This window comes from Streptomyces sp. NPDC127117 (assembly GCF_042677325.1).
Taxonomy (GTDB): Bacteria; Actinomycetota; Actinomycetes; order Streptomycetales; family Streptomycetaceae; genus Streptomyces.
Map to the genome: position 1 here is coordinate 87,523 of NZ_JBHXTM010000015.1, position 17,060 is coordinate 104,582.

Genomic DNA, 17,060 nt, shown 5'->3' on the forward strand with positions numbered 1-17,060 from the left:
GGCCTCCTTCCTCCATCGGCCCCCCGCCCTCCCCGGGTGGCCTCGGGCCGGGCCCCACCGCCCCTAACCGGGGGGCCGCGGGGGGGGCCCGGGCCCCCGCCACCGTGCCGTGGGAGGCTCAGTGCGAATACATCTGGTGACCATGCCGTGGCAGCCGATCGAACTCCCCTCGCTCCAGGTGGGACTGCTGCACGCACTCCTGGACCGGACCCGGCCGGGCGACGAGGTGCGCGAGTTCCACGGCTCCCTGCGCTGGGCGGAATTCCTGCTGGAACGCTCGCAGGGGGCGCTGCGCCCCGGTGACCATGTCGCGGTCGGCAGCGAAGCGATCTTCGACGGCCTCGGGGACTGGGTGTTCTCCGGCGTCCTGTACAACGACCCCGAATGGGGCGTGGCGCAGCTCAAGGAGTACGCCACCCGGCGCGGGACCGACATCTCCACCGCGACCGCGATGCGGGTCCACGCGGCGGATTTCATCGAGGAGAGCGCGGGCGCGATACTCGACGACGCACCCGATGTCGTGGGCTTCACCTCCACGTTCATGCAGAACATCTCCTCGCTGGCGCTCGCGGCGGAGCTCAAACGACGCCGCCCCGAACTGACCGTGGTGTTCGGGGGAAGCAACTGCGACGGCCCGATGGGCCATGCCCTGCACCGCAACCACCGCTTCGTCGACCATGTGGTGCGCGGCGAGGGGGAGTACGCCCTGCCCGCTCTGCTCGCCCACATCGACGCGGGCACCGCACCCGCCGACGTACCCGGACTCTGCTGGTGGGACGGGCAGGAGTCGCGCGCCAACGAGGAGTCCCGGCGCACCGTCGCGCCCGCCGACATCCCCTCGCCCGACTACGACCTCTGGCAGCAGGCCATCGACGCCTCCCCGCTCGCGGAGTACGTCCATCCGAAACTGGTGGTGGAGGGGGCCCGGGGCTGCTGGTGGGGCGAGAAGCACCACTGCACGTTCTGCGGGCTCAACGGCTCGGCGATGACCTTCCGTGCCAAACCCGGAAACCGGCTCTGGGACGAGGTCGACCGTCTGGTCCGGCGCCACCGCATCCTGGACATCGTCACCGTCGACAACATCATCGACATGGCGTACTTCAAGGACTTCCTCCCGCTCGCCGCCGACAGCGACTGGGACCTGCGCATGCACTACGAGGTCAAGTCCAACCTCACAGCCGAGCAGCTGGAACTGCTCGCCCGCGCCGGATCGGTCCACATCCAGCCCGGCATCGAGAGCCTCGGCAACCGGGCCCTGGACCTCATGGACAAGGGCGTCAGCGGGGCCCGCAACATCCGTACCCTGCGCGAGTGCGAGAACCACTCGCTCACCTGCTCCTGGAACTACCTGTACGGATTCCCGGGGGAGACCGCCGAGGACTACGCCTCCGTCATCGACCAGATGCCCGCGCTCGTCCACCTCCAGCCGCCGGGCGGCGCCCACCGCATCCAACTGGAGCGGTTCAGCCCCAACTTCGCCAACCCCGCCCTCGGCTTCCCCCAGCGCCGTCCCGCCGAGATGTACCGCCATGTCTACGACCTGCCCGAGGACCAACTGGCCGATCTGGTCTACCTCTTCGACACCCCGCCCGCCGGGATCGGCGGCGGGACCGAGGCGCGGCTGAAGGCCGCGGCCCGCGACTGGTACACCGGCCATCCTGCCTCGACCCTGGTCCTGGAACAGCCCACCGGCGACGAGGTGCTGCTCGTCCACGACCGGCGCCACGGCTGGCCGCGCCGCACCCACCGGCTGACCGGCTGGCGCGCCGCCGCCCTGCGCCACCTGGAAGCCGGCCGCACCCGGACCGCACTGCACCGGCTGCTCACGGCCGACGGAAACCCACCGGCCGACGCGGAGCTGGACGCATGGCTCGGCGAAGCGGTCGCGCTGGGACTCCTCTTCGACGACGGGCGCTCCTACGTGTCGCTGCCCACCTGGCACGTACCGGTCCGGTCGGTCGAGCGCACCCACGGGCCGGGCGGCACGGCCGACGGACCGCCGGACGAGCCGCCGGGCAGCCCCGGGTACGAGCCGGAGTACGGCCCGGGGTACGAGCCGGAGTACGGCCCGGGGTACGAGCCGGAGTACGTACCCGTGCGCGCGCCGTCGGCCGCCTCGCAGCCGGCCGGGACGCCGCGCCGAGAAGAGGCGGTCGCCGAATGAGCCCCCTGCCCGCACCCCCGACCCGTACCGCCCCCGCCCTGCCGGCCGGACGGGTACCGCACCGGATCCGCGGACGGCTGGTGACGGTCGACGAACCGCTGCGGCTGGGCGCGGGCGGCAAACCGGCGGCGGAAGCGGTCCGGTTCCTGCGCGAGTGCCAGAGCCGCGATCTCGTCGTGCGCTGGCTTCCGGCCACCGACGACCCGCTGTTCACCGGGCCCGCGCACGAGGTGTCCGGAACGGCAGGTCTGCTGCGCCACCTGCCGGCCCCCGGCCCGCTGCCCGGCGAACCACCTGCGCTCACCACCTGGCGGGAGCGCCACGCCTACGGACAGCTCTACCACCGGCGCGGACCGGACTTCGTCACCGTCATGGACCGCAGGGAGCCATCGGCAGCGGCCCGCTTCACGATCGACGACCCCGATCTGCTCGCCACCTTCCGCGCCGTCCAGGCCCCCACCGCCGTGGCCGCACTGGACGCCATCGGCCGCGAAGCGGTGGAGCTGCTGGTGGCCGAACGCCTCGCGTGGGGGACCGACGGCTGGGTGGTGGCCCTGCCGCCGCGCATCCGCCGGTGGCCCGTCCCCTGCACCGACATCTGAACGGGATGGAGCAGCAGCCCGACCCGCCGCCCCCTTCCGCCCGTACCCGTACTCCCGGTGCCGGGAGCGAACAACCGCGGCGATCCGGGACTGCGCTGCTGCGCCACCGGCCGTTCGTGCTGCTGTGCGGGGAACAGATCGCCAGCTCCGTCGGGCGCCAGGTCACCACCCTGGCCCTCGCGCTGCTCGCCGTCACCCGGCTGGGGGCGGGGCCCTTCGGGGCGTCCGCGCTGATGGCACTGAGCTACCTCCCCGGTGCGCTGCTCAGCCCGCTCGCCGGGGTGCTGGTCGACCGGGCACGGCTGCGGGCACTGACCGTGCTCCTCACCGTTCTCCAGGTGCTGGTCGTCGGCTCCGTACCCCTGGCGGACGCCCTCGGCCGGCTCGGGCTGCCCCAGTTGTACATGGTCGCCACCGCGTCCGGCGCGCTCACCTCCATGCTGGCCGTCGCCCTTCAGGCGGCCCTGCCCCGGGTCGTGCACCCCGAGCAGCTGCTCTCCGCCAACTCGGCGCTGACCGGCGCCCGGACCACCGGGCAGATCGGCGGCCCCGCGCTCGGCGGTGTGCTGGTGGGCCTGACCGGGCCCCCCACCGCACTGCTGGCCGCCTGCGCGGCGTACGGCATCGAGGCGCTGCTCCTCCTCGGGCTCCCCGCCGCGCTCAACTCCTCGGTCCAGAAGGTCCGTCGCGAGAAGGAATCCCGAACGTCCGCACTGCGCGCCGGACTCGAAGTGGTGCGCGGCGAACGGCTGCTGCGCCGGCAGGTGCTCGCGGGGGCCGGGTTCAATCTCGGCAGCGGAGCCGCCGACGCGCTCTTCGTGCTCTACGCCACCCGCGATCTCGGGCTTCCGGCCTGGCAGTTGGGGACGGTCTACGCCGCGTTCAGCGTCGCCACCGTACTCGGAGTGCTGCTGGCGGGCCGGTTCGCCACCACCATCGGGCTGGCCGGGGCGACCCGCATCTGTGCCGTGGTGGCCGCCCTCGCGATCTTCCTGGTCCCGGGCGCCTCGCTGGGCCCGGGCTTCCCGGCGCTGCTGGCGTACCAGTTCGTCTTCGGTCTCGCGGCCACGGTCTGGGCGATCTCCATGACCACCACCCAGCAACTGGTCACACCGCCCGAACTCCAGGGCCGCGTCGCCGGGGTCCTCCAGGCCGCGCTCATCGGCACGGTGCCGGTCGGCGCGCTCGGCGGCGGCGCGCTCGCCGCCTGGCTGGGCAATGTGCCGGTGCTCACCGGCGGAGCGACGGTGGCGCTCCTGGCTGCCGCCTGCCTCTGGCTGCCGTAGCGCCGTAGCGCCGTAGCGCCGTAATGCCGTAGTGCTGTGTGGCGCCGTGGTGCCACGGGCGAGGGCCCATCAAGCACGCGGCCCTCCCGGACCGCCGCCTGTCGGCGTGGCGGTTCCGGAAGGGCCGGCGGGACGGAGGAAGGATCAGACGATGCCTTCCTCGATCTCCGCCTGCTCGCGAGCGTTCCCGTACGCCGAAGGCGTGCTGTACGAACGGCGGGCCACGAACCACCACACGGTGGCCAGGGCCAGCACCGCGATCAGCGCGATCGACGCGTAGTTCATCGAGTCGACCGTCACCGGGGAGGACTGCGGGAGCAGGAACAGCACGGTCACGATCGCGACCCACACCACGGCGATCCAGCCGATCGGCTTGCTCCAGCGGCCCAGGTGCCACGGTCCGCGTTCGAACCGGCTGCCGGAGCGCAGCTTCAGGAAGATCGGGATCGCGTAGGCGGGCGTGATGCCGATGACGTTGATCGCGGTCACCGCGCCGTACGCGGTGGCGGAGTACAGCGAGGGCAGCGCGAGCACCCCGGCGACGATGACCGACAGCCACACCGCGTTGACCGGCGTCTGGGTGCGCGCGCTCACCTTGTGCCACAGCGCCGAGCCCGGCAGGGCGTTGTCACGGCTGAACGCGAACACCATCCGGCTCGCGGCGGCGACCTCGGCGTTGCCGCAGAACAACTGTGCCGCGATCACGATGAGCAGCAGGGCGGTGGCCCCGGAGGTGCCCAGCGAGTCGATCAGGATCTGGGCCGGTGGCACCCCGGTGGCGCTGTTCTGGGTGCCCGCGTAGTCCTGGATGGCGAAGGTCAGCCCGGCAAGCAGCACGAAGCCGGCGATCCAGGAGACCCAGATCGCGCGGACGATGCCCTTGGCCGCCGTCACGGAGGCGTTCGACGTCTCCTCCGACAGGTGGGCCGAGGCGTCATAGCCGCAGAAGGTGTACTGCGCGAGCAGCAGACCGATCGCCGCAACATACAACGGGTTGTGCCAGCCCGTGTCATTGACGAACTCGGTGAAGACGAACGACGGCGACTGGTGGTGCGAGGGCACGATCGCCAGCACGGTGACGATCACCGCGACACCGGCGAGATGCCACCACACACTGATGGAGTTGAGCACACTGACGAGACGGACACCGAAGAGGTTCAGCACGGCGTGCAGCAGCAGGATGCAGACAAAGATGATCATTGTCTTGCCCGGTGTGGGAGTGAATCCCCACTGGAGGTTCATCAGTGCGCCGGTGAACAGCGCCGCACCATAGTCGATGCCCGCGATCGCGCCCAGCAGACCGAGCAGATTCAGCCAGCCGGTGTACCAGCCCCACTTGCGGCCGCCGAGCCGGTCGGCCATGTAGTACAGCGCTCCGGAGGTCGGGTAGGCGCTGGTGACCTCGGCGAGCGCCATGCCGACGCAGAGCACGAAGAGTCCGACACCGGCCCAGCCCCAGAGCATCACCGCCGGGCCACCGGTCGACATGCCGAAGCCGTACAGGGTCATGCAGCCGGACAGGATCGAGATGACGGAGAAGCTGATGGCGAAGTTGCCGAAGCCTCCCATGCGGCGGGCGAGCACCGGCTGGTAGCCGAGTTCGCGCAGCCGCTCCTCCTCGTCCTTCGGCGGGGTTGCCTCCGCACCCGACTGGGTCGGGGTGGATATGGACATCGGGAAAACCTCCGTGAGCGGGTTGTGATCCATGAGCGGTTGTGAAGGGACGGAAAGGATCGGTTCGGGGCGGGGTGGAGACGCGGCATCGCGGTGCCGTCGCTCAGCGCTGCGGCCCCCGTCCGGGGTCGCGGGAGACGGAGAGACAGCGGCTGCGGGCGCGCAGGAACACGTCCTCCGCGTCTCCGGGGCCCTTGCGGCCACGTGTGCGGTACGCCCATGGAACCGAGGTGAAATAGGGGCCGAGCTCCTCGAACACCGATGCCGCCTCGGCGAACTGGAGGGCTCCCCACAGGGCGTGGGCCAGATGGTTGAGGTCGAGCAGGGAGTGCCAGAGCGGTGGTGTGCGACGGAACCAGAGCTCCAGCGCACGGGCCGCGTCCCGTTCCGCGTCCTCGGTGACCCAGTGCAGGTCCAGGGCCTTCTCGTGGCCCTGCTCGCGGCGGTACCGCTCGACCCGCACATACAGCGGCAGTACGTGCAGCGCGGAGCCGTCGGGGGCCGAAGAGGCGGCCCACTGAACGAAGTTGACGGCCTCCGAGAGCGATCCGCCGGCCTTGCGCGCATACACGAACTGGAGCATCCGGTGATAGGCCTCGCGATTGCACGGATCGCGCTTGTCGGCCTCGGCCAGCAGTCCCCACGGACCGGGGAAGAGCATCGGCCCCGGCGGGTGCAGCCGGTGTTCCTCCAGCTGCTGGCGTTCGTCCAGCTGGGACAGGGCGAGCAGGCACACCCAGGGCACCGGGTCCGCGGGCGAGGCGTTCGCGGCCGTCCGGCACGCCTGCCAGGCCTCCGCCCACAGCTCCTGGGCCCGGTGGTGGCTCTCGCGGTGGGCGCGCACCGCCCGTTCGACGACGACCCGCGCGTGCATCACCGCGGCGGCGGTGCTCCGGGGGTCCTCGGCCAGCCAGGCCTGCACCGCGTCAGAACCGGCGGCGACCGCTCCGAGCACCTGGGTGCGCTGGGTCCACAGGGTCCAGTCCGGTGTGCTCTCCAGCAGATTGCGCATGGACATCCAGCGTCCGGTGCGCAAGTCCTGTAACGCGACCCGCAGATCGTTGTCATGGCCGGCCGGGTGGTAGACCGGCCGGAAATCACTGTTGGCCATGGACTCGCCCTGCCCCTGAACGACAGGCCGGCATGCGACGGTCGGGAGATCTCGTCAGCACGTCACGCAACCCGTTGGCGGTGTGGAGCCCGTGCAGCTGCGGAAGGCCGGGACATCGGTGGTCGTGGGCTCGGGACAGGGTGTCGGTCTCATCAATCCTCAAGGACGTGGGGGGTGAAGCAGCTGTTGAAAAACGAACTGCTCGAAAGCGTCCGGTTGTTGCTCGGCGGTGAGTGTAAGGCCAGTCACTCCCGACTCCGGACCGATTCGCGGATCTTACTCAAGTCAGTTGATTCACCAGGACGTTGAAAGATGTACCGGTTGTTCCGGTCACGTCCCGGACGGCCCTTGACGTACGCGGTGGTCTGCACCACTCTGGGCGGCGAGTTCAGTGATCACGATTCCATTCAAGCCGCAGAGCTTCCGCACCGCTGGAGAGTCGATGACAGGCCCGGTACTCGCCGTGGACCAGGGCACGTCGGGCACGAAGGCCCTGGTGATCTGCCCCGAGCGCGGCGTGATCGGTTCCGCTTCCGTGCCCGTGAAACCCCGGCACGGCGCCGGGGGAGTGGTCGAGGTCGATCCCGCCGAACTGCTCGGCTCGGTCGTCGAAGCGGGCCGCCGGGCGTTACGGGAAGCGGCCGAACCCGTTGTCGCGGTCGGCCTCGCCAACCAGGGTGAGACGGTGCTCGCCTGGGACCGGGACACCGGGCGGCCGTTCACCGACGCGATCGTCTGGCAGGACCGGCGCGCCGCCCCCATCTGCGCGGAACTCACCACGTACGACGAAGAGTTGACCCGTCTGACCGGGCTGCCGCTCGACCCTTACTTCGCCGCGCCGAAGATGGCCTGGATCCGCCGGGAACTCACCCGCGAGGGCGTCGTCACCACCAGCGATTCCTGGCTCGTCCACCAACTGACCGGCGCGTTCGTCACCGACGTGGCCACGGCGGGCCGCACCCAACTGCTCGACCTCGACCGGGCCGACTGGTCGCGCCGTGCCCTGGACGTCTTCGGCCTCGGCGACGAGGCACTGCCGGACGTCGTCGACTGCGACAGCACGGTCGGCACCACGACCGCCTTCGGCGGCGAACTCCCGCTGACCGGACTGCTCGTCGACCAGCAGGCCGCCCTGCTCGCCCAGAACGCCCTGGACCCGGGCGACGCCAAATGCACCTACGGAACGGGCGCCTTCCTGCTGGCCCAGACCGGGCCCGCCCCGCGGCGCGGCTCCACCGGACTGGTCAGCTGCGTCGCCTGGCGGCTGGGCGGCCGTACGAGCTACTGCCTCGACGGGCAGGTCTACACCGCCGCGTCCGCCGTCGACTGGCTCACCGGCCTGGGGGTGATCTCCTCAGCGGCCGACCTCGACCCGGTCGGCGCGTCCGTCCCCGACTCCGGCGGCGTCACCTTCGTACCGGCGCTCGCCGGACTCGCCGCCCCCTGGTGGCGCGGTGACCTGCGCGGATCGGTGACCGGCCTCGGCCTCGGCACCAGCCGGGGCCATCTGGTGCGCGCCCTGTGCGAAGGCATCGCGGCCCAGGTCGTCGAACTCACCGAGGCGGTCGCCACGGATCTCGGCTCACCGCTGACCTCGCTCCGCGTCGACGGCGGCCTGACCCGCTCCGGACTTCTCATGCAGACCCAGGCCGACCTGCTGCAACGGCCCGTCGAGGTGTCCGCACTGCCCGATGTCACCGCACTCGGCGTGGGAGCCGTCGCCCGGCTCGGCCTCGACCCGCGACTCCCCGTCCGGCAGGCCCTGCCCGACTGGAAGCCCGCCGCCGTGTACGAACCCCGGATCGGCACCGACGAGGCGGCCGAACGGCTCGCCGGGTTCCGGACCGCCGTACAGACCCTGCTGGACCATGCCTGAGACGTACGAGAGTCACTCGATGAGCCTCACGATCACAACGGCCGGCGAGCTCGACGCCGACGAGCCGACCGGCACCCCGCCCTACGACGTGACCGTCGTCGGCGCGGGCGTCGTCGGCGCCGCCATCGCCCGCGAACTGGCCCGCTACCGGCTGCGCACCGCACTCCTGGACGCCTCCGACGACATCGGCAACGGCACGTCGAAGGCCAACACCGCCATCCTGCACACCGGATTCGACGCCGTACCCGGTTCCCTGGAAGCCCGGCTCGTACGCGAGGGGCAGCGCAGACTCCGCGCGTACGCGGCCGAGACCGGCATCCCTGTCGAGCGCGTCGGAGCCCTGCTCGTCGCCTGGGACGAAGAACAACTGGCCGCACTGCCCGCGCTGTTGGCGAAGGCGGAGCGGAACGACTACCGCGCGGCACGCCTCCTGGACGCCGAGGAACTGCGCGCCCGCGAACCTCACCTGGGACCGGGCGCCCTCGGAGCACTCGAAATCCCCGACGAGAGCATCATCTGCCCCTGGACCACCCCGCTCGCCTACGCCACCCAGGCCGTACGCGCCGGAGTCCATCTGCACCTCAACTGCCGGGTGCGGCACATCGACAGCGACGACGAAGTCCACACCCTCACCACCACCCGGGGACCGCTGCGCACCCGCCATCTGATCAACGCCGCCGGACTCCACGCCGACGAACTCGACCGGGAACTCGGCCACGACGACTTCACCGTCACCCCGCGCCGGGGCCAGCTCATCGTCTTCGACAAGTTCGCCCGCGATCTCGTCGACCACATCCTGCTGCCGGTGCCCACCGCCGTCGGGAAGGGCGTACTGGTCACACCGACCGTATTCGGCAACGTACTGCTCGGCCCCACCGCCGAGGACCTCGACGACAAGACCGCCACCGGATCGACCGCCGAGGCGATAGCCCTGCTCCGTGAGAAGGGCCGCCGCATCCTGCCCGGACTGCTCGACGAGGAAGTCACCGCCGTCTACGCCGGACTCCGTGCCGCGACCGGCCAGGAGGACTACCGCATCAGGTCCCGGCCGGAGCGGCGCCTCATCACCGTCGGCGGCATCCGCTCCACCGGACTCACCGCCTCGATGGCCATTGCCGCACACGTCGTCGGCCTGCTCGGCGACTCGGGCCTCGCTCTCGGCACCCCGTCCGAACTGCCGCCCGTCACCATGCCCAACCTCGGCGAGGCATCCCCGCGCCCGTACCAGGACGCCGAACGCATCGCGGCCGACCCCGCGTACGGCACGCTGGTCTGCCACTGCGAACGGGTCTCCGCGGGCGAGATCAGGGACGCCCTGGCCGGCCCGGTGCCGCCGCACTCCCCGGACGGCCTGCGCCGCAGGACGAGAGCCGGGAACGGGCGCTGCCAGGGGTTCTACTGCGGGGCCGCGGTCCGCGCACTCTTCGAGGAGACCCGGTCATGACCCGGCGCGAGCGGACCGTCGACGTGCTGATCGTCGGGGGCGGCCCGGCCGGCCTCGGCGCCGGGGCCGAACTCGCCGCGTCAGGCGCGGGCCGGGTCGAGATCCTGGAACGCGAACAGACCGCGGGCGGCATCCCCCGCCACTGCCACCACGGCGGGTTCGGCGGCCACACCATCGGCCGGGGAGGCGCGACCGGGCCCGCGTACGCCCGCGGCTGCGTGGCCGCCGCCGAACGCGCCGGAGCCACCCTGCGTACCGGAGTCACCGTCACCGGCTGGGCCGGACCGCTGACCGTGGACACCACCGCACCCACCGGCCTCGAACGGATCACCGCCCGCGCGGTGATCCTCGCCACCGGGGCCCGCGAACGTCCCCGCAGCGCCCGCCTGGTCCCCGGCAGCCGCCCGCCCGGCGTCTACACCACCGGCGAACTCCAGCAGGCCGTCCACCTGTACGGGCAGCACATCGGCACCCGGGCCGTCGTCATCGGCGACGAACCCGTCAGCCGTGCCGCGGCCGACACCCTGCGCCTGGCCGGCCTGCACGTCGTCGCCATGGTCACCGACCGGCCGGTCTCCCGGCTCACCGCTCCGACCCGGACCGGCGACCGCACCCCGCTCCTCGGCCGCACCACCGTCACCGCCCTGGTCGGCCGGGAACGCCTCACCGGCGTCCGTGTGCGCCACCACGACGGCCGGACCGCGACCCTGCGCTGCGACACCGTCGTCTTCACCGGCGACTGGATTCCCGACCACGAACTGGCCCGGCGCGGCGAGATCACCCTCGACCCCGGCACCCGCGGCCCCGCGTACGACGCGGCCCACCGCACGAACCGCACCGGAGTCTTCGCCGTCGGCAATCTGCTGCACGGCGTGGAGAGCGCGGGCGTCGCCCTCGCCGAGGGCCGGGCCGTCGCCGCGCCCGTACTGCGTCACCTGGCAATCGGCGAGTGGCCCACCGGACGGCCGGCCATCGCGGTCGAATCCCCACTGCGGTGGGTCGCCCCGAACCTCGTAGGCCCGGCCGGCGACCTCCCGCTCCGCGGCCGCCTCACCCTTCGCACCGACCGGCGACTCACCGCGCCGCTGCTCGTGGTCCGCCAGGACGGCCGGGAACTCCACCGGCAGCGACTGCTGATTCCCGCTGTGCCGGACCGCCCGTTCCACCTGCGCGGCGAATGGCTCGACCGGGCCGATCCGCACGGCGGGACCGTACGGATCTCGGCGCGCTGACCGTACGTCAGGGAATCAGCAGCCAGTCCGAGCCGATCGCCGCGAGCAGACCGACGGCCAGCAGCCAACTACCGAGCCGGGTACGGCCGTTGCGGCTCAGCTCGATCACGATGCCGCACAGGATCAGTGCGAGCCCGTACACCCCGACCACCAGGACGGACGACCGGCTGGCTATCCGCATCGCGAGGACCACCGCCATCGCGGCCATGCCGACCGAGGAGAGAACCATCCGCAGCCGTCTCGCCTGGCGCGGAGTCAGCTTCCGGTCCCCGGTCTCCTCGTCCGCCCCCGGCTCCTCGTCCGGCCCCGGCTCCTCGTCCGCCCCCGTCCCCGTCTCCGCGACAGCCTCGGTCCCGGCCTTCGGCTCGGCCTCGGGGACGGGTATCGGGGTGTCCACGGCCTGGTCCTGGTCAGAAGTGCTCATGACGCGCGATCGTAATGGGTACGGGCGGCCCTGTTCACCGCTCCGGGCGACGGGCGGTGCAATATGACGCGGCACCGGTGTGCGCCCGGCCATATCCCGACCCTCGACGCCATGCCTCCGGCTACCGCACCGGGGGCCGCAGACAGGGTGCCTCGGCGGACGCGTCGACCGGCTCGCCGGGCACCGCCCCTCCACCGGCCGTGCCGCCGTCATCCGCCGCCTCCACCCGCCCGGCCAGTTCCCCGGCCCAGCCGATCAGCCCGTCGACGCCGATCCCGTACGGCCGGTCCCCGGCGAACTCCGCGAGCGCCGCCGCCCCGCGCCGCAACAGCCGGGCCCCGCCCGTCGTATTGCCCCGCGCCGCATGGGTCAGCCCCACGGCCAGTTGCGCGAGACCGCGCCACAACTCCCGCTCCGCCACCGGGCCCGACTTCCACGCGTCCTCGAACACCTCGTGCGCATGGAACGGCATCCCCGCGTCCAGCAGCCGCTGCGCCTCGCGCACCGTCTCCTCGGGGGTACGGACCACCCCCTCCGGCTGCCGTTCGACCCCGGGAGCCCCGTAAGGAAGGGGGCGTCCCAGCCCGTCGCGCGGGCGGGCGTTGCGTGCCCGGCCCTCGGTGTCGCGGTCCCTGCCAGTCTCTTCCACGCCACGATTGTGCCCCGCACCTGCGGCGAACTGTCCGAACCACTGTCCGTGGACCCCCGGACACGACTAGTGTCGAAAGCCATCCGCACCACCCTGGGGAGGGTAGGCATGAAGCCGTCCCGGCCGCTGTACGAGCGCGAACCGGAACTCGCTGCCGCCGCACAAGCCGTGGACGCCCTTTGCGGCGCCCAGGCCGCCGGTGGGCTGCTGATCTTCAGCGGCGAGGCAGGCATCGGCAAGACAGCACTGCTCGGCGAGATCCAGACGATCGCCGCCGACCGCTGCACCGTCTGGTCCGCGAGAGGCGGCGAAACGGTCACCTCCGTACCGTTCCACGTCGTGCGCCAACTGCTGCAACCCGCACTCGACCGGTTCCCGCCCGACGAGGTGCGGGCCCTTTTCGGGCCCTGGTACGAGATCGCCGCACCCGCCCTCGGACTGGCCGAGCCGACCGGCCCGCAGCCCGACCCGCAAGGTGTGCGGGACGGCCTCGACTTCGTCGTCGCCCGGCTCGCGTCCCGGCTGAGCCACCGTCCGCTGCTGCTCATCATCGACGACGCGCACTGGGCGGACGGCGAATCACTCGCCTGGCTCGCCTCGTTCACCGCCCGCCTCGGCGAACTGCCCGTCCTGGTCGTCCAGGCACACCGACCGGAAGAACTGGCCGCGCGGCAGAAGGAGAGCGGTACGGGCAGCGCCCACCCCTCCCAGGTCCGGGTCGCGCTGCGCGCACTCACCCCGGACGCCACCGCGGAACTGGTCCGCGCGGCCCTCGGCGAACACGCCGACGACCCGTTCTGCCGCGAGGTGTGGGCCGTCACCGGCGGTAACCCCTACGAGGCGGTCGAGCTCGTCGCCAAGGTCCAGGACCGCGAACTGGCACCGCTGGAGGAGTCGGCCGGACTGCTGCGCGAACTCGGCGCCTCGGCCCGCGGCAGCGGCCTCGTGGCCCGCCTCGAACGACTCGGCACCAACGCCAACCGGTTCGCCTGGGCCGCCGCCGTCCTCGGCACCGACATCTCCCAGGACCTCGCCGCCACCCTGGCCGGAATGAGCTCCGCCGAGGCCGCCGACTGCACGGCACGGCTGCGCGAGGCCCGTGTCGTCACCGGCTTCGACCCGCTGGAGTTCGTCCACCCGCTCATCGCGAGCGCGGTGTACCGGTCCATCCCGCCGGCCACCCGCACCGCCGTGCACGGCCGGGCCGCCTGGGCGATCACCCGCGCGGGACTCGGCCCCGCCGCGGCCTCCCGCCATCTGCTCGAAGTGCACCCGGACGACGACCAGGAACTGGTCGAGCAGCTCCGCGAAGCGGCCAAGCAGCACCTCGCCGTCGGTGCCCCGGAGGCCGCCCGCCGCTGCCTCGAACGAGCTCTGCAGGAACCCCCGCGCCAACGCGTGAAGGCCACCCTGCTGTACGAGCTGGGCTGCGCCACCCTGCTCAGCTCCCCGGCCACCACCGTCCAGCACCTGCGCGACGCCCTCGACATGCCCGGACTCGACGTCGAACAGCGGGTCGACGCCACCTACCGGCTCGCGGCCGCGCACTCGCACAACAACCAGCTCAAGGAAGCGGCGAGCGCGCTGGCCGCGGAGGCCGCCCGCACCGCTCCGGGCCCCGGCCTGATGCGGCTCCAGGCCGCCCACTTCCTCTGGGAGGGCATGCAGGCCGGCGAGGAGGACGGTCCCGGCCGGTCCGGCCGCCTCGCACGCAACGCCGACCATCTGCAGGGCCGCGACAACGCCGAGCGCGCCCTGCTCACGCTCCGCGCCTTCGACGCCATGCTGCGCGGCGAGAACTCCCAGCTCATCGTCGACCTCTGCGAACGCGCCCTGGTCGATGGCCACCCCGCCAGGGGCCTGGGCTGGACCGACTCGGAGTGGGGCTTCGAACTGCCGACCCTCGTCGGCATCACCTACGCCTTCACCGACCAGCTCGACCGGGCCGAGGAACTCTTCGGAGAGGCCGTCCGCGCCTTCGAGATCTCCGGCTGGAGCGGCGCGCACCTCGCGTTCGCGCACACCCTGCTCGGACTGGTCCACCGCCGCCGCGGACGGCTGGCCGAGGCCGAGGGCTTCCTGCGCGAGGGGCTGCGCCTCGCCGACCGCGTCGGCAGCGGACTCCCGGTCCACTGGGACGCGGCCTGCCTGCTCATCGACACCCTGGTCGCCCGGGGCCGGGTCACCGAGGCCCGCGAGATCGCCGACCGCTACGCCTTCGGCGCGCCCTACCCGAGCGCGATGGTGCTGCCCGACGGCCCGTGCGTACGCGGTCGGCTGCTGCTGGCCGAAGGCCGTACGAAGGAAGCGATCGCCGAACTCGAAGCGGCCGGCCAGGCTCTCGAACCCCGGGGCAGGTTCAACGGGGTGTGGGCACCCTGGGCCGGTGACCTGGCCCGGGCCCTGGCCGAGGAGGACCCGGCCCGCGCCGCCCAACTCGCCACCACGGCCCGGGTGCGCGCCGAGCGCTTCGGTACGGACACCGCGATCGGCGAGGCCCTGCGCTGCGTCTCCCGGTTCGCCGCCCCGGAGGACGCCACCCACCTGCTCGCCGAGTCGGTCCGCCACCTGGAGGCATCCCCGTCGGCGTACGAACACGCGCTGGCCCTCGTCGACTACGGCATCGCGATCCGCTCACCGCGCGAACTCGCCCGAGCCCACAAACTGGCCACCGCATGCGGTGCGGAATCCCTGGCAAACCGCGCCCACCAGGCACGGGCGTCGATCCGGTCCTCGGAGTGAGGTAATGTTTGTCCTGCGAGCCCGCCGGGGGACACCCGAGGGAACCGCATCGGGACGTGGCGCAGCTTGGTAGCGCACTTGACTGGGGGTCAAGGGGTCGCAGGTTCAAATCCTGTCGTCCCGACTGGAGACAGTCGCAGGTCAGGGCCGGTTTCGGAGACATCCGAAACCGGCCCTTGGTCATGTTTGGGCACCAGGGGGGACCAGGCTCCCAGACCGGCGCCAGCGGGTCATGACGATCGGGCGCGGCAGGGAGTGCGGCGCCCGGAGAGCGTTGCGTCGGCAGCCGTGACCTTGAGTACGTCCGGGTGAAGGCAGCGCCGGACGGTGAAGAGCGTGTCGCTGCGCCGGCCGTACTCGATGTGGTCGATGACGGTGCCGCGCTCGTACGGGGTGTCGTGGGCGGCCACGCGGTTGCGGCCGTAGGAGGTGGCTCCGGGCTGTACCGGTGCGGCCCTGGCAATGCCGTTGCGGTCGACGATGTAGTCGAGGTTCCGGCACCAGGCATGCCGGCCAGAAGCGACTGCTTGGGCCGGCTCGACGGGTTGTTGTACTCGACGCGCAGGGAGCCGTTGCCCGCGAAGCGTTTCCACCGGCTCTCGGCGTTCTGGTTCGGCGCCTTGAGCCCGACGGCGAGCGTGGTCCGGTCTGCTTGTTGGCGCCGGACAGGCGACTGCGTCCTTGGAGTTGAACTCCGGGTCGCCGTCCGGGCAGGAGGCGGTCGCGTCCTTGGCCGCCATCATGGTCCGCATCTGATTGATCCAGTAGTCACCGGCCCTCTGGTCGTTCCAGGAAGTCTTCGGGGGAGCGGCTCGATACGCCGGAACTCCACCGGCTGCTTGCTGTAGTTGTAGGCGAACGTCTCGCGGACGACGAGCTCGGTGCCGATGATGCTCTCCCCTGCGAAGCTGTCTACGGGCAGCCTGTAGAACAGCCGCTTGGCGTCGTTCGGCACGTACTTGAGGCCGGTGCAGTTCGGTGGGCGGAATCCCATGCCGAGTCGGCGGCGCCGTCGAACCTGTAGCAGTGGAGTCGGGGTAGGCGACTGCGTCCGGACCGGCGGGGTGGCGGGCACGGTCCGGACATCCGACCCGTACGGCGGATCGCTGAGCAGACGGTCGCAACGGTGGCCGCGGCGTCGACCGGAGTGGCTCTTCATCGAGATGCCGTCCGGAACCACGACCTCCGGTCCCGGGCCCGGACACAACCGCCCTCGACCTGCCGGCGGGCGCCTCGGCCGCGTCCGGTTCGCAGTCCCCATGAGGCGACTGTGTACCGATGCACTGCACGTTGTTTACCGCTACGTCCGTTAACTTCCTTGAAATTAAGTGCTACAAGCAGTTGACGCCGCTCCGACAAGATTCCTACGATCGGTGCATCGATTTACCACTCAGCGTTGACCTTGTCCGGGGGAAGTCGGGAGCGGTACGGGTGACAGTGCCGTCGCCCGACGCTGGTGCATCGACCGAGGGGCGATGACTCGTAGGCACGCACGGCAGGCAAGCGTCTACAACGGTGCTCCATCAGGCAACCATGTCTGCGCACCAGGGATTTGGATCAGCGTTCGACGGAGGACCCTTGACTGCGAATGAAACACCTTGGCCGGAAACGTTTGAGACGGTTGTTCGGGGACACCTGCCCCTCCTGGGAGCAGAGCCGCTACTCGCTTCAACCCATCTCGGCAATGCCGGACTGGACTCATTGGCGACGATTTCACTCCTCATCGATCTCGAAGAGCAGTTCGCCATCGCTATACCCGACGAACACCTGGATGCCGACAGCTTCGCAACCGTCGGTAGTCTCTGGAGTGTTGTTGCGGAGACCCTGGCCATCACTCGGGAATGACAGCAACGGAG

14 protein-coding genes and 1 tRNA gene are annotated in these 17,060 nt (G+C 71.5%); 9 read left to right on the top strand and 6 right to left on the bottom strand.

Annotation, left to right across the window (positions count from 1 at the left end; all coding sequences use genetic code 11):
- Nucleotides 1-121: 121 nt before the first annotated feature.
- The 3 genes from ACFVH0_RS15775 to ACFVH0_RS15785 are packed head-to-tail and all read left to right on the top strand — an operon-like array spanning nt 122 to nt 4,052.
- Nucleotides 122-2,164 carry a RiPP maturation radical SAM C-methyltransferase gene (locus ACFVH0_RS15775; protein WP_385820435.1) on the top strand — a complete coding sequence of 681 codons (2,043 nt, stop codon included), beginning with the start codon at nt 122-124 and terminating at the stop codon, nt 2,162-2,164.
- Nucleotides 2,161-2,766, top strand: coding sequence for a DUF5825 family protein (locus tag ACFVH0_RS15780; RefSeq protein WP_385820436.1), 606 nt, complete (start codon nt 2,161-2,163; stop codon nt 2,764-2,766). The genes ACFVH0_RS15775 and ACFVH0_RS15780 overlap by 4 nt, the downstream gene beginning before the upstream one ends.
- A 5-nt stretch (nt 2,767-2,771) precedes the next feature.
- On the top strand, nt 2,772-4,052 hold the full coding sequence (locus tag ACFVH0_RS15785; RefSeq protein WP_385820438.1) for an MFS transporter: 1,281 nt from the start codon (nt 2,772-2,774) through the stop codon (nt 4,050-4,052).
- Nucleotides 4,053-4,196: 144 nt separating this feature from the next.
- On the opposite strand, the gene ACFVH0_RS15790 is transcribed toward ACFVH0_RS15785, so the two are convergent.
- Together ACFVH0_RS15790 and ACFVH0_RS15795 are read right to left on the bottom strand one after the other, a co-directional pair.
- A complete protein-coding gene (locus ACFVH0_RS15790; protein ID WP_385820440.1) occupies nt 4,197-5,726 on the bottom strand; it encodes an amino acid permease in 1,530 nt (509 codons plus the stop codon).
- Between the two features lie 103 nt (nt 5,727-5,829).
- Nucleotides 5,830-6,837 (bottom strand): hypothetical protein, encoded by a 1,008-nt coding sequence (locus ACFVH0_RS15795; RefSeq protein ID WP_385820442.1) that lies wholly within the window; start codon nt 6,835-6,837, stop codon nt 5,830-5,832.
- Nucleotides 6,838-7,279: 442 nt separating this feature from the next.
- Between ACFVH0_RS15795 and ACFVH0_RS15800 the strand changes: the two genes are divergently transcribed.
- The 3 genes from ACFVH0_RS15800 to ACFVH0_RS15810 are packed head-to-tail and all read left to right on the top strand — an operon-like array spanning nt 7,280 to nt 11,389.
- Nucleotides 7,280-8,713: an FGGY family carbohydrate kinase gene (locus tag ACFVH0_RS15800; protein WP_385820444.1), complete on the top strand. Its 1,434-nt coding sequence runs from the start codon at nt 7,280-7,282 to the stop codon at nt 8,711-8,713.
- 19 nt (nt 8,714-8,732) lie between these two features.
- Nucleotides 8,733-10,157: an NAD(P)/FAD-dependent oxidoreductase gene (locus ACFVH0_RS15805; RefSeq protein WP_385820446.1), complete on the top strand. Its 1,425-nt coding sequence runs from the start codon at nt 8,733-8,735 to the stop codon at nt 10,155-10,157.
- The gene (locus ACFVH0_RS15810) at nt 10,154-11,389 is read left to right on the top strand and encodes an FAD-dependent oxidoreductase (RefSeq protein WP_385820448.1); all 1,236 of its coding nucleotides are present in this window, start codon (nt 10,154-10,156) and stop codon (nt 11,387-11,389) included. Before ACFVH0_RS15805 ends, ACFVH0_RS15810 begins: the two co-directional genes overlap by 4 nt.
- 7 nt (nt 11,390-11,396) lie before the next feature.
- On the opposite strand, the gene ACFVH0_RS15815 is transcribed toward ACFVH0_RS15810, so the two are convergent.
- Complete coding sequence (locus ACFVH0_RS15815; RefSeq protein WP_385820450.1) at nt 11,397-11,813, bottom strand: hypothetical protein; 417 nt, start codon at nt 11,811-11,813, stop codon at nt 11,397-11,399.
- A 121-nt stretch (nt 11,814-11,934) separates the two neighbouring features.
- The gene (locus ACFVH0_RS15820; protein WP_385820452.1) at nt 11,935-12,462 is read right to left on the bottom strand and encodes a DUF309 domain-containing protein; all 528 of its coding nucleotides are present in this window, start codon (nt 12,460-12,462) and stop codon (nt 11,935-11,937) included.
- 108 nt (nt 12,463-12,570) lie between these two features.
- Between ACFVH0_RS15820 and ACFVH0_RS15825 the strand changes: the two genes are divergently transcribed.
- The gene (locus ACFVH0_RS15825; RefSeq protein ID WP_385820454.1) at nt 12,571-15,204 is read left to right on the top strand and encodes an ATP-binding protein; all 2,634 of its coding nucleotides are present in this window, start codon (nt 12,571-12,573) and stop codon (nt 15,202-15,204) included.
- Between the two features lie 50 nt (nt 15,205-15,254).
- Nucleotides 15,255-15,328 (top strand) — tRNA-Pro (locus ACFVH0_RS15830).
- A 106-nt stretch (nt 15,329-15,434) separates the two neighbouring features.
- On the opposite strand, the gene ACFVH0_RS15835 is transcribed toward ACFVH0_RS15830, so the two are convergent.
- The gene (locus ACFVH0_RS15835; protein ID WP_385820456.1) at nt 15,435-15,614 is read right to left on the bottom strand and encodes a hypothetical protein; all 180 of its coding nucleotides are present in this window, start codon (nt 15,612-15,614) and stop codon (nt 15,435-15,437) included.
- 329 nt (nt 15,615-15,943) lie between these two features.
- Nucleotides 15,944-16,159: a hypothetical protein gene (locus tag ACFVH0_RS15840; protein ID WP_385820458.1), complete on the bottom strand. Its 216-nt coding sequence runs from the start codon at nt 16,157-16,159 to the stop codon at nt 15,944-15,946.
- A 623-nt stretch (nt 16,160-16,782) separates the two neighbouring features.
- Here ACFVH0_RS15840 and ACFVH0_RS15845 point away from each other — a divergent pair.
- Entirely contained in the window at nt 16,783-17,049 is a 267-nt protein-coding gene (locus ACFVH0_RS15845) for a phosphopantetheine-binding protein (RefSeq protein WP_385820460.1), read from the top strand.
- Nucleotides 17,050-17,060 lie beyond the last annotated feature (11 nt).